This is a genomic window from Pseudoalteromonas sp. A25 (assembly GCF_009176705.1).
In the GTDB taxonomy this organism is placed as follows: domain Bacteria; phylum Pseudomonadota; class Gammaproteobacteria; order Enterobacterales; family Alteromonadaceae; genus Pseudoalteromonas.
The window spans coordinates 2,715,195-2,732,719 of record NZ_AP021846.1 but is presented as its reverse complement, the minus strand read 5'-3'; the positions used below and the strand labels follow the sequence as shown (position 1 = coordinate 2,732,719).

The window sequence follows — 17,525 nt, the reverse complement described above, 5'->3', positions numbered from 1 at the left end:
ATTTGTATTTGATGGCATTTTACTGGCAACTTCAGCTAATTTTTGCTGTGATGGTGCAAATTTTAGTTGAGAGTATAACAATGAAGAAAAAACAGTTTTATAGCGCACTGTCGCTCTCTATCGCATTAGCGCTCGGTAGCGCCCAAGCTGAAGAAGCCAAATCAGAAAAATGGAATGTTGATGCACCGCAAGGTGAGTTTTTAGATGCAAACATCTCAGTAACACAAGGTACTTGGATGAATGTAGATATCAGCCCAGACGGCCAAACATTAGTCTTTGACCTGCTCGGTGATATCTATACCATGCCTATCTCTGGCGGCGAAGCGAAACAGTTAACCTCTGATATTGGTTGGCAAATGCAGCCGCGTTTTAGCCCAGACGGTCAATATATCGCGTTTACCTCAGATCAAGGTGGTGGCGATAATATTTGGGTGATGAAAACCGACGGCTCTGAACAAACCGCAGTGACGAATGAAACATTTCGTTTGCTCAATAGCCCAGCATGGAGCCCTGACGGAGATTACTTGGTTGCACGTAAGCACTTTACCGGTACTCGCTCATTGGGGGCAGGTGAAGTATGGATGTACCACAAATCAGGTGGTACAGGCTTTCAGCTAACTAAACGTGATAACGACCAGAAAGATTTGGGCGAGCCTGCATTTTCACCAGATGGTCGTTATGTTTACTTCTCGCAAGACGCCACGCCAGGTAAAACCTTTCACTACTCGAAAGACTCGGTAGCGGGTATCTATAAAATCAAGCGTTTCGACCGAGAAACGGGCGAAATCAAAGTGATCCTATCGGGTATGGGCGGCGCAATTCGTCCAACTCCATCACCAGATGGCAAAACACTGGCTTATGTAAAACGTGACGATTTTCAAACAAGCTTATATTTATACGACTTAGAGTCGGGTAAAGAAACCAAGCTGTATGGCAACCTTGAACGAGATATGCAAGAAACATGGGCAATACATGGCGTATACCCAACAATTGCGTGGACACCAGACAACCAAAATCTTGTGTTTTGGGCGGGTGGTAAAATCCATAAGCTAGCCGTTGAAAATAAAGCCATCGAAACCATAGAGTTTGCCGTTAAAACCACCAAGAAAATTCAAAAAGCATTGCGCTTTGCACAAAATATTGACCAAGACCAGTTCGATGTAAAAATGCTGCGCAACGTGCAAGTTTCACCTAACGGCGAAACGGCAATATTTGAAGCGATGGGCCACATTTACAAGCGCGATTTAGAGTCTGGTAAAGTGGCGCGTTTGACCAGTCAAAATGAGCATTTTGAGTTTTTCCCGCAGTTTTCTCGTGATGGCAAAAAGGTTGTTTACACTACGTGGGATGACAACAAGCAAGGCAGTGTACGCGTTGTTTCAGCTAGCAATGGTAAGGGTAAAACCATTACCAATGAGCCGGGCAAGTATGTAGAACCTACCTTTAGCCCAGACGGTGAAACTGTGGTGTATCGCAAAACGCGTGGCGGCTCAATTTTAGACCCTCAATGGTCTTTGAAGCCGGGGCTTTATCAAGTATCAAGCAAAGGCGGCGAACCTGAGCTTATCAGTGAAGATGGTTATCAAGCACAATTTGCCGATAGCAATGACACGCTGTACATGATGGGTCATGGTAAGCACCCTGAGCTACGCGCTATTGAACTCAAAACCAAGAAGTCTCGCGTGTTATATGAAGCGAAACATGCTACAGAATTTAGAGTGTCGCCAAATGGTAAATACCTAGCATTTGCAGAGCGCTTTAAAGTGTTTGTAACGCCATTTGTGCAAGCGGGTAAAACCATTTCTATTTCTCCAACAGATAAGCAGTTCCCAGTTGAGCAGCTATCGGTGCGCGCAGGTGAGAACATAAGCTGGAGCACTAAGGGCGACAAGCTTTATTGGAGCTTAGGTCCTGAGCTTTATCACGCAAACCTAGATGGCATGTTTGATATCAAACAAGACAAAGACGCTGACTTTAAAGTGAAAAGCGGTACAAATATCGGCTTTAAACAAGATATGGCAGAGCCAGAAGGCATGATTGCCCTTACAGGCGCTAAAATTGTTACCATGCAAGGCGATAAAGTCATTGAAAACGGCGTGGTATTAACGGATGGCAAGCACATCAAAGCGGTTGGTACGGCTGCACAAGTAAATGTGCCTAAAGGCGCTAAAGTGATTGATGTGGCAGGCAAAACGATTATTCCTGGACTGGTAGATGCGCATGCTCATGGCTCACAAGCCAGTGATGAAATTGTGCCTGAGCAAAACTGGAAAAACCTAGCTGGCCTGTCGTTAGGGGTAACTACAATTCACGACCCATCTAACGATACTACTGAGATTTTTGCAGCCAGCGAAATGCAAAAAGCAGGTAAGATCGTCGGCCCACGTATTTTCTCAACGGGTACGATTTTATATGGTGCCAATGTACCAGGCTATACCGCACATATTGATTCTTTAGATGATGCTAAATTCCATATTGAGCGTTTACAAAAAGTGGGCGCATTTAGTGTTAAGTCTTATAACCAGCCGCGTCGTGAGCAGCGTCAGCAAGTAGTAGAAGCCGCTCGTGAGTTGGGTATGATGGTTGTGCCAGAAGGTGGTTCTCTACTACAACATAACCTCACTATGGTGGTAGACGGGCACACGGGTGTTGAGCACTCAATTCCGGTGGCAAACATTTATGATGATGTGAAGCAGCTTTGGTCACAAAGCGAAGTGGGTTATACACCAACGCTTGGCGTGGCTTATGGTGGTATTTGGGGTGAAAACTATTGGTATGACAAAACCGATGTATGGAACCACCCACGCTTAAGCAAGTTCGTGCCTAAAAACCAATTGTTACCGCGTTCTATGCGTCGCGTAAAAGCACCTGAGCATCATTACAACCACTTCAATAACGCCAGAGTGTCTAAAGAGCTACAAGACTTAGGCGTGTTAGTTAACTTAGGTGCGCATGGTCAACGTGAAGGTTTAGCAGCACACTGGGAGATTTGGATGTTTGCGCAAGGTGGAATGACACCACTTGAAGCACTGCGTGCTGCAACGTTAGACCCTGCAAAATATGTTGGCTTAGACAAACACATTGGCTCAATTGAAGCGGGCAAGCTGGCTGATTTAGTGGTTATTGATGGTGATCCACTGAGCAATATTCGTGATACTGACAAGGTCTCATATACGATGATCAACGGCCGACTGTTTGATGCTTCGACAATGAACGAAGTAGGTAAAAAGCAGCGCGATAAATTGTTTTTTGAATAATTTTAACTAAGCAAAAAAGGGAAGAGCTCATCTTCCCTTTTTTTATACGTTCAGCAAGCGTTGCATAACACGTGATTGAGGGGCTGAAAAAATCGATAGCGTGTCGCCATATTCAACAACTTGCCCCTTATTTAATACTAATAACTGATCACTCATGTGCTTAACCAAGCTTAAGTGGTGGGTGATCAGCACATAACTCAACCCTGAATCTCTTTGCAGCTCAAGCAACAGGTTCACTGTTTGCGCTCTTACCGATGGGTCTAAAGAAGACAATGCTTCATCTAACACTACGACTTTCGGGTCTAAGATCAACGCCCTGGCAAGTGCAACACGTTGTAATTGACCGCCACTGAACATATGAGGGTAATATTCATAATGCTCGCTTAACAGACCTACCCGACTTAACGTATGTTTGATTTTTTTGTCGCGTTGTTGTTTGGTCAGCTCGGTATTGAGTCGAAGGCAGTCATCAAGCATGTCTCCTATCGTTAAGCCCGGATTGAGCGAGCGAGTAGGGTCTTGAAAAATCAAGCGGATATGGCGACACTCGTCACATCGCACACCATCATCTTCGATGGTGTTCCCATCAAGTAATATTTGCCCTTTATCAGCGTGATCGGCTCCTGCGAGTACGCGGGCAAGGGTGCTTTTGCCCGAGCCAGTCTCACCAATGATAGCCAAAGTTTCACCATGACCAACAGAGAAGGATATATCACGTAGTACCTGCGCATGCTTGCGTTTAAATACGCCCGCTCGGGTGCAAAATGACTTATTGAGAGTTTGTACTTTTAAGAGCGGTTGCATTTGGTTTTTTCCTTTACAAGCGGAAAGTGACAGGCATATGTATGACTGTGCACCTTGCTTTGCGTTGGGGTGACAACGCACTGTTTTTGAGCTTGTGGGCAGCGAGGACCAAGGCGGCAACCAATGGGCAAGTGTTGCAGCGGCGGGATCGTGCCTTTGAGAGCATAAAAGGGTTCTTTGTGCGCTAAGCCTTGTGCGTAGTCGGGTAAACTTTTCACCAGTGCTTGAGTATAGGGGTGGTAAGGGGTGTTAAATACTTTGTTGGTTGGACCCGCTTCGACCATCTGGCCACAGTATAAAACATGCATCGCGTGCGACCAGTCTGTGATCTCTTCAAGCTCATGAGAAATCATTAAAACCGACATGTTTTTTAATTGATTGAGACTTTTTAACAGCCTAAAAATTTGTGCTTTAGCTACGCTTTCAAGCGCCGTGGTTGGCTCATCGGCAATTAAGAGTTTAGGGCTACGTGCGATTGCCATGGCTATCATCACTTTTTGGCACACCCCTTCAGATAATTCATGGGGGTAACTGCTGGCAACCTTTTTATCATCACGGATCCCAACTTTGTGCAACAGCGCCTTTACTTTATCTTTGCGCTCATTGCTACGAGAAAAAAAGTTACTTTTAAAACTACTATCAGGTAAGGATTCGGCTACTTGCTCATAGATTTTTGCCGTTGGGTCAAGGCTTCTGCTCGGTTCTTGATAGATCATGGCCATATCTCGGCTGACTATTTTTCGGCGTTTCTCGGGGTTTAGCCGCATCAAATCCACACCTTGCCAGTGCATTCTATCTGCGGTAACCGTCCAGCGCTTATTTAACACCCCAACAATTGCTTTAGCGATTAAACTTTTGCCAGAGCCAGACTCGCCAACCAATGCATGTACTTCACCTTCTTTGAGGCTCAGGTTTATTCGGTCTACGGCTCTTATTACACCGTCTTCAGTATGTAACTCGATAGTCAAATTACGAATATCTAATAGTTGCATTAATCTACCTTTCGACCTTTTAGCACTTGTCTTAAACCATCACCAACCAAGTTGGTAGAGAGCACTGCGATAAACAATAACACACCTGGCAGTCCTACAGTCCATGGTGCAAGGTAAATTAAGCTTAGGTTTTCGGCAAGAATTGCCCCCCATTCTGTTGTTGGGGGTTGTGCACCTAACTTTAAAAACCCCAAAGCGGCGATATCTAAAATGGCGGTCGACAACGCCATCGTAAAAATAACCACAATGTGTTCATAGATATTGGGTAGTACGCCTCTGGTGAGTATTTGCCATTTGGATGCCCCATCTAAGCGAAACGCACTGATGTAATCTTTATTGAGTTCTTCAACCACTAAGTTTCTAACAGAGTGTACGTGCTGTGGCAGCAATGCAAAAATGATGGCCCATACGGTGTTGAGTAGTCCAGGCCCAAGTACCGCGATAATAATAATAGCCAGCAGCAAAGAGGGGATCGACAAAGTGATATCAAGTAAGTGATTTAACAAACTAGAGCGAAAACCTTTACTGATCCCTGCAAAAGTCCCTAAGACGACACCTATTAATGTTGTTACCAATGCCGCTACTATCGATAGGCCAAAAGTAAAGGTAGCACCATTCATTAATCTAGAGAGCACATCGCGGCCTAAATCGTCGGTGCCGAGAATAAAGCGTACATCGCCGAGTTCATGCCATGAGGGGGGCAATAATAGCGCATCGCCATGTTGTTGGTTAATACCATAAGGGGCAATAAATGGTGCTGTCATGGCCAATAAAGTCAGAGCGACAAATACCCAAAGACCAACCAGTGCCGGGTGATTAGATTTAAACTTTCGCCACAAGCGAGACAGTGGAGAGCGGTTTGACTCTTCACTAAATAAGTTAAACTTTGCCATGAGCTTGATTTCTCGATAGTGGATCGAACAATGTATGACTAAATTCAGCCAGCATATTCGCTAAAATAACAAACATAGACACCGCAAGTAACCCACCTTGAATCGCAGGGTAATCTCGTTGATAAATACTATCTATCAACCAACGACCTACGCCAGGCCATGAGAAGATAATTTCGGTGATCATCGCCAAGGTGATCAATGTACTAAATTGCAAACCAATTTGTTTGATAACGGGCAAAAGCGCATTTCTTAGCGCATGATGCATGATTAATTGGCGGCGGTTTAAACCTTTAGCTCGCGCGGTTTTAATATAATTTTGCTCTAATACGTCGAGCATAGAATCTCGGGTAAAGCGGATCAAGACTGTGGTTGGGTACATCGCCAATACGACCGTTGGCAGTGCCATATGGTGCAATGCATCAACAAAAGCTAGCCCCTCATAAGGGAAACCCTGAAGAACAATGTCAATCAAGATAAAATGGGTGATTGGCTCAACTTCATACAATAAGCCAATACGCCCAGACATAGGAAACAGACCCAACCCTAAACAAAAAACCATGATCAGTAATAAGGCAAGCCAAAAAATAGGCACAGAAAAACCCAGTAAGCTTAAAGAGTTAATAATTTTTTCGGGCCAGCGCTTGTGATAAGCCGAGGCGATGATGCCGCCTGGAATACCAAATAAAATTGCCACGCCTAAGGCATAAATACACAGCTCTAATGTAGCGGGGAACAACTTAACCACATGTTCAAAAACGGGTTGGCCAGAGGATAAAGACAATCCCCAATCGCCATGCAGAATTCGCTCTAAAAATGCCAGGTACTGAATCAATATACTGTCATTTAAGTGGTATTTTTGTGTTAATGCCTGAGTTTGATCGTACGTTGGGTTCACTTGTCCTGTGACATTACTAAGCAGTTCGCCCGGAAACATATAACTGAGTGAAAAGGTAAATACGGTCAAAGTAAAGACCATAAATAACAATAAACTGAAGCGCCTTAATAGATATTCAAACAGCATTAGTCTCGCCTCGCTCTGCCTAAAGAGATGCCACCAAAAGGACGTAGCGAAATGTCTTTAAGATCACTGCTGGTCGCTTGAAAACGCATCCCATGCGCAATAGGCACAAGTGGGAGCTGCTCAATAATCATTTGCTGAGCTTGTCGATAGTATACTTTGCGTTGTTCCACATCCGTCACATCAAGCGCTTGTGTTAGCAATAGATCAAATTCAGGGTTGCACCAGTTGGCGGGGTTTTTACCACTAAATGTAGCTGTACAGCTTAGTAGCGGGCTAAAAAAGTTATCTGGATCGGGTGTATCTGCTGCCCAGCCAAGCAATACGCTGTCATGTTCATGATTACCCACACGTTCTAAAAAAGTATTCCACTCATATTCAACAATACGTGCGGTGATCCCGATTTGTTTTAGGTCACTTTGAATGAGCTCGGCCATTTTGCGAGCGTTCGGGTTATAAATACGCGATACAGGCATGGCCCAAAGAGTCATACTAAAGCCCTCTTCGAACCCGGCTTCGCTCAGAAGTTGCCTTGCATACTCGGGGTTGTACGTTGGCATGTCACTTTGTGGCTCAAACGCCCACGATGAGGGGGGTAAATGTGAGCGGGCTAGTAGCCCATTACCATAAAACACCGCCTGCATGATTTTTTCAAAGTCAACGGAGTGGGCCAGTGCTTTGCGTACCAGCAAGTTGTCAAACGGTGGCTTTTCGGTATTAAAAGCCCAATACCCAATGTTTAAGTTAGGGGCTTTTTCAACATGGATATCTTCGCGATCATTGAGCACACTTAATTGAGTGGCACTTGGGTGAGCTGTGATATCACATTCTTTAGTCAGCATCTTTGCAATGCGGCTAGTACCGTTGGTTGTTATATCAAAAACCAACTGTTGCATCGGCACTGCATGTTTCCAATAGTGCTCATTGCGATGATAGCGAATGAGGTTATCGCGCAAATAATGTTTATATTTGAAGGGGCCGGTACCAATCGGATAATTATCGAATCGGTCTTTTTGCTCAGCCTCTGCCAGATTATCAGCATATTCTTTGGATAAAATAACCGCAAAGTCAGTAGCTAAGTTTGATAAGAAGCTGCTCTCTGAATTAAAGAGTTCAAAACGTACCGTATAATCGTCAACTTTAACCACTTGTCTTATTAGCTGATCTAAGCCAACACTCTGAAAGTAAGGATAATTGGCATCACCTACAAAGTGATATGGGTTATAAACGTCAAATAGTCGACCAAATGAAAACACCACATCATCGGCATTGAGTGTACGAGTTGGTGAGAAATAGTCTGTGTGATGAAATTGTACGTCTTTACGTAGGTGAAAGGTCACCGTTTTACCGTTATCTGCAACTTGCCAGCTGGTAGCAAGTTCAGGCTTAAACTCGGCAGTTTCTGGGTCAATACTCAGCAATGTGTCGTATAGTTGGCTAGCTATAATGTCGATGGTTGAGCCTGTTGTGGTAACTTGCGGGTTGAATGACACAGGGTTAGCCTCGGCGCAATAAACTAGTCCTTGCGTTTTTCTAATGGTTTGTTGGCTTGCATCAATACAGCCCAGTAAGTACGTACACAACGCACCTAGTAGCAAATTACGCACATCTATGCCTCTTGTTTTTGACCTGAGTCTAACAGATTGTATTTTTTCAAATATCCACGCAGCTGATGATACGTCAAACCGAGCATTTGTGCAGTTTTCTTTTGGTTAAACTGGCTCTCTTTTAAAGCACTTTGGATTAAATTAATCTCGTATTCATTAGACAGCGATTTCAGATCGCAAGGAAACGCGATACTTTCTTGGGGTGCTGATGCTTCATTTTTGGTTGCTTTTTGTTCACTGCTTTGTGCAATCACAGCTGTTGTTGGTGTTACTGTATTAGCGGATTTAGCCTTTACACGTTGCGTGGGTCTGTGAGGGCTTTCAAAAGGGTCTAAAACGATGTTGTGCACTGGCAAGCTTTCACTACCATGACGATATAGGCTTCGCTCGATAACATTTTTTAGCTCTCGGATATTACCCGGCCAATCATACTCCAATAGTTTATCAGTGGCTTTGCGTGTAAAACCACTGAACAATGACCAATTTAAATCGCGGGCCATGTTGATGGCAAACTGCTCGGCGAGCAACAAAATGTCTTCTTGGCGGGCTCTAAGGGGCGGCAGGGTAATAACGTCGAATGCTAATCTATCGAGTAAGTCATGCCTAAACTCACCGTTATCGGCAAGTGTGGGTAAATCTTCATTAGTTGCACATACTAGACGGGTATCAACTTTAACTGTGCTTTTACCACCAACACGCTCAAATTCACCATATTCGATAACACGCAAAAGCTTCTCTTGCACCATGGCGGAGGTATTGGCAAGTTCATCTAAAAATAGCGTGCCGCCATTAGCTCGCTCAAAACGGCCCTCATGACGTTTACTCGCTCCAGTAAAAGCGCCGCTTTCATGGCCAAATAATTCACTTTCTAACAAGTTTTCGTTGAGTGCAGCGCAATTTAGCTTAATATAGTTTTGTTCCCAACGCTCTGACAAATAATGTAGGCGTGCCGCAATAAGCTCTTTACCGGTACCGCGTTCACCAATAATGAGTACGGGTTTTTCTAACGGTGCCAGTTGTGAGACCTGATCTAACACAGCTAAAAAGCTGTCTGATTGACCGAGTAGATTATCCTGTTGGCGAAATTGGCTCATATTGCCTAACTCTTAGTTATTTTTACTAACTGTTAGTGTATTTGAAAAAAGCACGTAACTAAAGCGTTTTTTAAATAGATGTAACGCTATGATAAATATTGCATTTTATACTTTTGAAAAGTTGGCAAGCAATTTGATACATACCTGGTAAGTAATTTAAATTTATAAACCAAAGAGGTAAAGATTATGGGAATTTTCTCACGTTTTGCGGACATCGTTAATTCTAATATCAATGCCATTTTAGATAAAGCGGAAGATCCTGAAAAAATGGTTCGCCTTATCATTCAAGAAATGGAAGATACATTAGTTGAAGTGCGTTCGACTTCTGCTAAAACCTTAGCAGAGAAAAAAGAGCTGACACGTCGTGTTGAGCAGTTAAACGAGCAAACGCAACAATGGCAAGAGAAGGCTGAGCTTGCGTTAAGTAAAGATCGTGATGATTTAGCTCGCGCAGCGCTTATTGAGAGGCAAAAGTCAGAAGAGGCAGCACAAAGCGTTAATTCTGAGCTGGAGCACGTTGAAACACACATTGAAAAGCTGCAACAAGAAGTGGCTACTTTACAAGAGAAGCTGGCAGATGCAAAAGCAAGACAAAAAGCAATTGTGCTGCGTCAGCGTTCAGCTGAATCTCGCTTAGAAGTTAAAAAAGCGTTAGACAGCTCAAAAGTTGAAGACGCACTTAATCGCTTTGAACGTTATGAAAGCAAGATTGATGGTCTAGAATCTCAAATAGAGTCGTATGACTTAGGTAAAAAGTCATTGGCAGATGAGATTGCGGATCTGCAAAAAAATGAAAAAATTGACGACGAGTTAGCTGAGCTTAAGAAAAAGCTAGCAAAGAATAAGTGAACTTATGTGGCATCTGCTGAACTCAATTAACACTCAGTAGATGCCCCACAACCAATTACACCCATTGGAGTAGCAATTATGGACTTAGAGGTTTTAGTAGCCCCGATTATTATTTTTATGCTGGTAGTAGCCCCGTTGTGGCTCATTTTACACTACCGCAGTAAAAAGCAAGTAAGTCAGGGATTAAGTGAGCATGAGCATCGTCAGCTGTCTGAGCTTGCGAGCAAAGCAGAAAAAATGGCTGAACGCGTAGAGACATTAGAAGCTCTGCTTGATCAAGAGGCACCAGAGTGGAGGCGTAAAGTATGAGTAATACCAAGCGTGAGCTATATCGTGACCCAAAACGCGGAAAAATCGCAGGGGTATGTGCTGGTCTAAGTGATTACTTTAATATGGAGTTATGGCTGGTACGTATATTAGTTATTACTGCAGTACTGCTTTCAGGTGGTCCGTTGTTTGTTGTTGCTTACATTGCGTGTTGGTTCATTTTAGATACCAAACCGTTAACGCATACAACTAAAAATGCTCAGCCAGACGAAGACCCTATTTCAGTGAAGTTTAAAGTATGGCAAAAGGGCGAGCCTCCAAGACGTGCATTATTTGACTTAAAAGAGCGATTAACACGCCTTGATACGCGCATTCAGAGTATGGAAACATATGTAACATCAAGTGAGTTTACTGTTAGTAGAGAAATCAATAAGCTATAAAGATGCTCAAGTTTAAAGCAGATGTGGCGTATAAACGCCACAGCGCTTAATATCAGAAAGAGGGAATCTACGTTTTTATGAAAGCCAAATTAGTGACCCAAAAAGCCCTCGAAACACTCAAAAGCAATACGCAAAAAGCACTTAACCGAAGTTTAGACCGACATATTAAACTTGCTGTCACAGGTTTTAGTGGCAGTGGAAAAACCGCCTTTATTACCGCCCTTGTAAAACATTTAACCAGTCAAGCAACCAAGCAAAATCTCCCTTTTTTTGATGTAGTTAGAGAAGGTAGATTAATTGCGGCAAAACAGGTACCGCAGCGAGCCCTAGACATTCCCACTTTTGACTATCAAGCAGCAAGTGCCTGTTTATTGGCTGATGAACCCACATGGCCTGCCTCAACACAGCGTATCAACACGCTAACGTTGGCACTGAAATTTAACTGCGAAAGTGGCTTGCGATCACATTTATCACCAACTAGCACCGTATATTTAGAGCTGATTGACTATCCTGGTGAGTGGTTAGCTGACTTACCCATGTTATCTCAAGATTATCAAGCTTGGAGCGAAGCAACGCTAGAGTTGCTACAGCGCGATGCCTACAAAAGTTATAGCGACTCATTTTTATCGTTGCTTGCTACATTTGACCCCAACGAAAAAGTAGATGAACAAGCTTTAAAAAACTTGGCACAGAGCTATCAGCAGTTATTGACTACTCTAAAAAATGAAACCAAGCTGGCTCAGCTACAGCCAGGAAGAATGCTTATACCATCTGATTTAGCAGGTGCGCCGATACTGCAGTTCTTTCCTGTAAAACCACTTAAAGAGATAACTGAGCATACGCAATATCAGCAACTACAAGCGCGGTTTGAGGCCTATAAACAGCAAGTAGTCATGCCTTTTTATAAGCAGCACTTTTGTCAGTTTGATAGGCAGCTGGTGTTAGTTGACGTGCTCAGTGCACTAAATGACGGGCCAGATACACTGCAAGAGCAGCAAGAAGCGCTAGCGCATGTAATGCAGGTTTTTAATTATGGTAAGTCGGGTTTTTTAAAACGGTTGTTTTACCCCAAAATAGATAAAGTATTGTTTGCTGCTAATAAATGCGACCATGTGACTCCTTCGCAACAAGCCGATATAGCGCTATTGCTCAACGATATGTTGGGTGAACAAAGCAACGATTTGCGCTTTGCTGGTGTATCGGTAGAGTCGATGGCTATCTCGTCTGTACAAAGCACGCAAGCGAAGTTGGTTAACGACGCAGGTGAACAACTAGAATGTGTGTATGGCAAAGTACTAGGTGAGCAACAGTGGACAACTTATTTGCCCCCTCAGCCGCCCAATCATTGTTTGTCTGCTCAGCAATGGCCTGATCATGGTTTTGAATTTTTGTCCTTTTATCCACAAAAAGCGCGCCAAGGTAATTTGAACCATGTTCGACTCGATCACGCACTGCAGTTTTTAATTGGAGATAAGTTAGTATGAAGCAAGGTGATGCACTGCGTGCGGGTAGGCGTATTGAAACTCAACATGGATCAGAGCTTGAGCGAGCAGATGAGAACGCACAGAAGGCGTATGGAAAACGCTTTGAAGGGGAGCAAAACCATGTCAATGACATCAATATCAGCTCTGATCTCGATGTGTCTGCACACAATGACATTGAGCTGGAACATGTTTTTTCTCGTGGTAAAAGGCGTTTCAGTTTCGGCAAGTTATTCATCATCAGTTTATTAGTACTTATTGTTGTTGAGAGTGTCTATAGCGTCATAGAGGCTATGAACGAGTCTTGGTTACTCGCTTTGCTTTATGTGGGGGTACTGGCTTTGGCAATAACCAGCGCAATGGTGTTTGTCATTCGAGAAGCCGTTGCATTGAAACGCTTGAAGCACCATCAACATCATCAACAAGCCGGGCTGCGTTTGCTCAACAGCACGCAAATTGGTGAAGCACATAGTTGGCTTGAGCCTATACTAAAACATCACCCTCAGCAGCAGGTAGCACAGTTCAAGGCTGCCATTCAAGCGCATCATACCGATAAAGAAGTACTGCAACTGTATGAATCCAGTTTGTTGCAATCGCAAGATCAAAAAGCCAAACAAATTATCAATCAGCATGCAACAACGAGTGCCATGCTGGTGGCGATGAGCCCTTTAGCATTGGTTGATATGCTCGCGGTGCTTTGGCGTGGTGTGCATTTAATTGAAGCTATCACACAGCACTATGGCATTAAGCTTGGTTATCGTAGCCGCATTACATTGTACAAATTACTCGTTAAGCAAATGGTTTTTGTTGGCGCTACAGAGCTGGTATCTGATCTGGCGGCGACCAGTTTAGGGGCCGAGTTGTTAGGCAAGCTTTCAGCTCGTGCCGGCCAAGGGCTGAGCGCCGGAGTCTTTACTGCCCGTTTAGGCTATAAAGCGATGGAGTTATGCCGACCCTTACCGCGCTTAGCGCATAAACCCAGCTTGTTAAAGTCAACAGTCAACCATGTGGTGAATACGCTGCTCAAACGAGCAGAGGGTAGCGAGAAAAAGAATTAACGTTAGAAGGTGACAACAATTTTGTACACCTATCTATAAGCGATTAGCACAAGCTAGCCATCTTAGCGTCTGGCTTGCTTGTGCATTTTAGCTTGCTGACTTATTTATTAGAGAAATCAATTCAAGAATAATAAGTTAACAGGTTAATTTATGAAGAAGTATCATGACAACACTCAGTGTATTCACGGCCCAGAACATTTTAACGACCCGCATGGCGCATTGACGGCCCCTCTATATCAAACTTCTACCTTCTCGTTTAAAGATGCAGCACAAGGTGCAGCGCGCTTTGCAGGAGAAGAGGCTGGCTATATTTATACACGCTTGGGTAACCCAACAACGCGAGAGCTAGAGCAAAAGCTTGCGCAATTAGAAGAAATGGAAGATGCGGCAGCAACCGCCACAGGTATGGGGGCTGTGTCGGCATCTGTGTTGAGCTTTTTACAGCAAGGCGATCACCTTATTGCGTCGAGTGCGCTGTACGGGTGCAGCTTTGCATTATTTGCGCACATGCTGCCTAAGTTTGGCATTGAAGTAACCTTTGTTGATATGACAAACGAAGCAGAGCTAAAAGCCGCGCTTAAGTCCAATAGTAAAATGCTATTTGCAGAAACTCCTATAAACCCCAACATGACGGTGTTAGATCTCACCATGCTAGGTAACTTCGCTAAGCAACATGGTTTAATCAGTGTGATAGACAACACCTTTATGACACCACTTTTGCAAAAGCCCAAGCATTTTGGCATTGATATTGTGATCCACAGTGCAACCAAGTATTTAAATGGCCATGGTGATGTTGTTGCAGGGGTTGTATGTGGTTCTAAAGAGCATATTGAGCTGATCAAACTAACCGTTTTAAAAGACATTGGGGCAACTATCAGCCCGCACGATGCTTGGTTAATTAATCGTGGTTTGAAAACGTTAGCCGTGCGAATAGCACGTCATTGTGAAAGTGCCCAAAAAGTAGCTGAATACTTAGAGCAGCACCCAAAAGTGAGCAAAGTATTTTACCCAGGTCTAGAGTCTCATCCGGGTTATAAGTTCCTCGGTGAACAAATGAAAGGTGCAGGTGGTGTTATTGCATTTGAAATCGCAGGGAGCTTGCAAGACGGTGAAGCATTTATTAATGCCACAGAGCTTTGTACATTGGCTGTGAGTCTTGGCGACCCTGAAACACTTATTCAACACCCAGCCTCAATGACGCACTCACCTTACACACCAGAAGAGCGCCAAGCGGCAGGGATCTCAGATGGGCTAATTCGTATTTCGATAGGCTTAGAAGATGTGCAAGATATAATAGAAGACCTAGAAAACGCGTTTAAAGTGTTTTAATGTAAAATATAATTTACATTAAAACTCCTTGCATCCCGCCAATTTGGCGGGTGTTTATTTTAAAGTACAAAATTGTAATTAAAACTGTACGTTTTTACCCTTTCTTCAAAGTGCATTGTTTGGACTACCTATTAAACTTTTCCTAACTTTTACTTAGTATCTAGATCACAAGTTGAAGTGCGATCTACATAGATCGACGATGTAATAAGAAGGTTAAAATGGCTAAATCAAGCAAATATACTTCTAAGCAACCTGATGCGAATGGCATCATTGCGTGGAGCGATGAAGAAAATAAAATTTGGTCAGAGCTAGTGGCTCGTCAGCTAAAGTGTATTGAGGGCAAAGCTTGCGATGAATACATGGATGGCTTGAAAAAAATTAACCTACCACAAGACAGAATCCCGCAGCTACACGAACTAAATGAAGTGCTAGGTAAAGAAACAGGTTGGCAAGTTGCGCCAGTACCAGCTTTGATAGATTTTGATGAGTTTTTCCGTTTATTAGCAAATAAGCAGTTCCCAGTAGCGACGTTTATTCGCTCACGTGAAGAGTTTGATTATTTGCAAGAGCCAGATATTTTTCATGAAATTTTTGGCCACTGTGCAATGCTAACTAACCCAGACTTTGCAGAGTTTACGCACAAATATGGTCAGCTAGGCTTAGCCGCTGCGAAAAAAGACCGTGTGTACCTTGCTCGTTTGTACTGGTTTACAGTTGAGTTTGGTTTAATGCAAACTAAAGACGGTTTACGTATTTATGGCGGTGGTATTTTATCGAGTCCTGGCGAAACACAATACGTTTACACTGATAAGCCTGATATTTCACCATTAAAAGTACTTGATGTGCTGCGTACACCTTATCGTATTGATATTATGCAGCCAGTATACTACACCATAAACTCAATCCATGATTTGTTTGATATTTCACAAATGGATATCATGTCGTTGGTTGAAAAAGCAAAAGAGTTAGGCTTATTTGAGCCAAAATTTCCCCCTAAAGAAAAATTAGCAAGTTAAGGATTTATTGAATGTCTGATTTAAGTGCACAAAAATGTGAAGCGTGTCGTGCTGATGCGCCTAAAGTGTCAGATGAAGAGTTAGCGGTACTGATCAAGCAAATTCCAGATTGGGTGCCTGAGGTACGTGACGGTATTATGCAGCTTGAGCGTGTATTTAAGTTCAAAAACTTTAAACAAGCACTTGAGTTCACAAACAAAGTGGGTGCTATGGCTGAAGAAGAAGGTCATCACCCAGGTTTACTTACCGAATGGGGTAAAGTAACAGTGACTTGGTGGAGCCACTCAATCAAAGGTTTGCACAAAAATGATTTTGTTTGTGCAGCGAAAACCGATGATGTATTTGCTGCGCTGTAAACATTAAGTTTGATGAAGAGGGCCTCAATTGAGGCCCTTTTTTATTGCCGTTTACGGCGTGACTGATAGTCTGTTGAGTTGAATAATACCAATAGCATTAAATTGGTGATCAGATATTGCGACAGATAAATGGCTTAGTAACAAGGCAAATATTTCGCTATGTAGTTATTCTACATGAGAAATATTTAACGCAGTTAATGAGTTATTTAGCTCGCTAGAATGATCAATGTATTAATAAAATTGGTATAAATGTCTTAGCAGTTTACTGAAAGGTTTTATAGTGGAACAAGCTGATCTTGTGAAAGTGGTGGTTGTTACCGGCGCGGCTAAACGCATTGGTGCATATTTATGTGAGTATTTTCACACACGTGGATGTAATGTTGTTATTCATTATCAGCATTCAAAGTGTGATGCCCTAGAGCTAGAAGCGCGTTTGAATAAGCGCAGAGCAAATAGCGCTGTTGCTGTACATGGTATTTTCGAGTCTGACAGTGATTATCATCACTTTGCGGCTCAAGTCTGCAAAGTTTGGGGGACCATAGATGTTCTTATAAACAATGCCTCTAGCTTTTTTCCAACGCCAATTGGCTCTACTTGTACAAGCGATGCTGAAAATCTATTGCACAGTAATTTAATAATGCCAGCTTTGTTAGTTCAGGCGCTGGCAGCACAGTTAAAAAAGACAGAGGGTTGCATTATTAATATGCTTGATATCTATGCTCAATCGCCACTTAGAGAGCATATGCTGTATTGCGCAGCTAAAGCTGGGCTTGCCAGTGTTACAAAATCGCTAGCAAAGGAGTTAGCACCGCATATCAGAGCAAATGCAATTGCGCCGGGTAATATCCTGTGGCCGTCGAAGTGCCCGTTGAGTGAACCAGAAAAAGCACAGCATCTGAAACAGATCCCGATGAACAAACAAGGTGCGCCTGAAGATATCGCAAAAGCCGCTTACTTTCTTGCATTTGATGCTGATTATGTGACAGGGCAGGTGCTTAATGTTGATGGCGGTAAAGGGTTATAGATTGGCTTTTAAAGTATTTTAGGGAGCTGAAACAGCTCCC

At 43.2% G+C, this 17,525-nt stretch carries 16 protein-coding genes; 10 read left to right on the top strand and 6 right to left on the bottom strand.

Annotated features, from left to right (window positions below):
- Nucleotides 1–80 precede the first annotated feature (80 nt).
- The gene (locus GDK41_RS11710) at nucleotides 81–3,257 is read left to right on the top strand and encodes an amidohydrolase family protein (RefSeq protein WP_152086587.1); all 3,177 of its coding nucleotides are present in this window, start codon (nucleotides 81–83) and stop codon (nucleotides 3,255–3,257) included.
- Nucleotides 3,258–3,299: 42 nt separating this feature from the next.
- Here GDK41_RS11710 and GDK41_RS11705 read toward each other — a convergent pair whose 3' ends face one another.
- From GDK41_RS11705 to pspF, 6 genes are read right to left on the bottom strand one after another with little or no spacing between them, the layout of a single operon-like run.
- The gene (locus GDK41_RS11705; protein WP_152086586.1) at nucleotides 3,300–4,061 is read right to left on the bottom strand and encodes an ATP-binding cassette domain-containing protein; all 762 of its coding nucleotides are present in this window, start codon (nucleotides 4,059–4,061) and stop codon (nucleotides 3,300–3,302) included.
- The gene (locus tag GDK41_RS11700; protein ID WP_152086585.1) at nucleotides 4,046–5,053 is read right to left on the bottom strand and encodes a peptide ABC transporter ATP-binding protein; all 1,008 of its coding nucleotides are present in this window, start codon (nucleotides 5,051–5,053) and stop codon (nucleotides 4,046–4,048) included. Before GDK41_RS11700 ends, GDK41_RS11705 begins: the two co-directional genes overlap by 16 nt.
- On the bottom strand, nucleotides 5,053–5,946 hold the full coding sequence (locus GDK41_RS11695; protein WP_152086584.1) for an ABC transporter permease subunit: 894 nt from the start codon (nucleotides 5,944–5,946) through the stop codon (nucleotides 5,053–5,055). Before GDK41_RS11695 ends, GDK41_RS11700 begins: the two co-directional genes overlap by 1 nt.
- Nucleotides 5,933–6,967, bottom strand: a complete 1,035-nt coding sequence (locus GDK41_RS11690; protein ID WP_152086583.1) for an ABC transporter permease — start codon at nucleotides 6,965–6,967, stop codon at nucleotides 5,933–5,935. Before GDK41_RS11690 ends, GDK41_RS11695 begins: the two co-directional genes overlap by 14 nt.
- Nucleotides 6,967–8,571: an ABC transporter substrate-binding protein gene (locus GDK41_RS11685; RefSeq protein WP_152086582.1), complete on the bottom strand. Its 1,605-nt coding sequence runs from the start codon at nucleotides 8,569–8,571 to the stop codon at nucleotides 6,967–6,969. Before GDK41_RS11685 ends, GDK41_RS11690 begins: the two co-directional genes overlap by 1 nt.
- Nucleotides 8,572–8,573: 2 nt before the next feature.
- Complete coding sequence (pspF, locus tag GDK41_RS11680) at nucleotides 8,574–9,665, bottom strand: phage shock protein operon transcriptional activator (protein WP_152086581.1); 1,092 nt, start codon at nucleotides 9,663–9,665, stop codon at nucleotides 8,574–8,576.
- Between the two features lie 186 nt (nucleotides 9,666–9,851).
- Here pspF and pspA point away from each other — a divergent pair, with 186 nt between their 5' ends.
- The 9 genes from pspA to GDK41_RS11635 all read left to right on the top strand — a co-directional run bounded on the left by pspA (nucleotide 9,852) and on the right by GDK41_RS11635 (nucleotide 17,485).
- A complete protein-coding gene (pspA, locus tag GDK41_RS11675) occupies nucleotides 9,852–10,514 on the top strand; it encodes a phage shock protein PspA (protein ID WP_152086580.1) in 663 nt (220 codons plus the stop codon).
- A 75-nt stretch (nucleotides 10,515–10,589) separates the two neighbouring features.
- Entirely contained in the window at nucleotides 10,590–10,823 is a 234-nt protein-coding gene (gene pspB / locus GDK41_RS11670; RefSeq protein WP_152086579.1) for an envelope stress response membrane protein PspB, read from the top strand.
- Complete coding sequence (pspC, locus tag GDK41_RS11665; protein ID WP_152086578.1) at nucleotides 10,820–11,221, top strand: envelope stress response membrane protein PspC; 402 nt, start codon at nucleotides 10,820–10,822, stop codon at nucleotides 11,219–11,221. The genes pspB and pspC overlap by 4 nt, the downstream gene beginning before the upstream one ends.
- Nucleotides 11,222–11,298: 77 nt before the next feature.
- Entirely contained in the window at nucleotides 11,299–12,705 is a 1,407-nt protein-coding gene (locus GDK41_RS11660; RefSeq protein ID WP_152086577.1) for a YcjX family protein, read from the top strand.
- Nucleotides 12,702–13,760: a TIGR01620 family protein gene (locus tag GDK41_RS11655; RefSeq protein WP_152086576.1), complete on the top strand. Its 1,059-nt coding sequence runs from the start codon at nucleotides 12,702–12,704 to the stop codon at nucleotides 13,758–13,760. Before GDK41_RS11660 ends, GDK41_RS11655 begins: the two co-directional genes overlap by 4 nt.
- Nucleotides 13,761–13,910: 150 nt before the next feature.
- The gene (megL, locus tag GDK41_RS11650; protein WP_152086575.1) at nucleotides 13,911–15,089 is read left to right on the top strand and encodes a methionine gamma-lyase; all 1,179 of its coding nucleotides are present in this window, start codon (nucleotides 13,911–13,913) and stop codon (nucleotides 15,087–15,089) included.
- 218 nt (nucleotides 15,090–15,307) lie between these two features.
- Entirely contained in the window at nucleotides 15,308–16,105 is a 798-nt protein-coding gene (phhA, locus tag GDK41_RS11645; RefSeq protein ID WP_152086574.1) for a phenylalanine 4-monooxygenase, read from the top strand.
- 11 nt (nucleotides 16,106–16,116) lie between these two features.
- Nucleotides 16,117–16,461: a 4a-hydroxytetrahydrobiopterin dehydratase gene (locus GDK41_RS11640; protein ID WP_152086573.1), complete on the top strand. Its 345-nt coding sequence runs from the start codon at nucleotides 16,117–16,119 to the stop codon at nucleotides 16,459–16,461.
- A gap of 280 nt (nucleotides 16,462–16,741) precedes the next feature.
- A complete protein-coding gene (locus GDK41_RS11635; protein ID WP_197739486.1) occupies nucleotides 16,742–17,485 on the top strand; it encodes a pteridine reductase in 744 nt (247 codons plus the stop codon).
- Nucleotides 17,486–17,525: the final 40 nt, after the last annotated feature.

What these genes read in the sequence shown, in the direction of transcription:
- pspC (WP_152086578.1), top strand. Translation starts at nt 10,820, where the DNA reads ATGAGTAATACCAAGCGTGAGCTATATCGTGACCCAAAACGCGGAAAA.
- GDK41_RS11700 (WP_152086585.1), bottom strand. Translation starts at nt 5,053, where the DNA reads ATGCAACTATTAGATATTCGTAATTTGACTATCGAGTTACATACTGAA.
- GDK41_RS11710 (WP_152086587.1), top strand. Translation starts at nt 81, where the DNA reads ATGAAGAAAAAACAGTTTTATAGCGCACTGTCGCTCTCTATCGCATTA.
- megL (WP_152086575.1), top strand. Translation starts at nt 13,911, where the DNA reads ATGAAGAAGTATCATGACAACACTCAGTGTATTCACGGCCCAGAACAT.
- GDK41_RS11705 (WP_152086586.1), bottom strand. Translation starts at nt 4,061, where the DNA reads ATGCAACCGCTCTTAAAAGTACAAACTCTCAATAAGTCATTTTGCACC.
- GDK41_RS11660 (WP_152086577.1), top strand. Translation starts at nt 11,299, where the DNA reads ATGAAAGCCAAATTAGTGACCCAAAAAGCCCTCGAAACACTCAAAAGC.
- phhA (WP_152086574.1), top strand. Translation starts at nt 15,308, where the DNA reads ATGGCTAAATCAAGCAAATATACTTCTAAGCAACCTGATGCGAATGGC.
- GDK41_RS11655 (WP_152086576.1), top strand. Translation starts at nt 12,702, where the DNA reads ATGAAGCAAGGTGATGCACTGCGTGCGGGTAGGCGTATTGAAACTCAA.
- GDK41_RS11695 (WP_152086584.1), bottom strand. Translation starts at nt 5,946, where the DNA reads ATGGCAAAGTTTAACTTATTTAGTGAAGAGTCAAACCGCTCTCCACTG.
- pspA (WP_152086580.1), top strand. Translation starts at nt 9,852, where the DNA reads ATGGGAATTTTCTCACGTTTTGCGGACATCGTTAATTCTAATATCAAT.
- pspF (WP_152086581.1), bottom strand. Translation starts at nt 9,665, where the DNA reads ATGAGCCAATTTCGCCAACAGGATAATCTACTCGGTCAATCAGACAGC.
- GDK41_RS11640 (WP_152086573.1), top strand. Translation starts at nt 16,117, where the DNA reads ATGTCTGATTTAAGTGCACAAAAATGTGAAGCGTGTCGTGCTGATGCG.
- GDK41_RS11690 (WP_152086583.1), bottom strand. Translation starts at nt 6,967, where the DNA reads ATGCTGTTTGAATATCTATTAAGGCGCTTCAGTTTATTGTTATTTATG.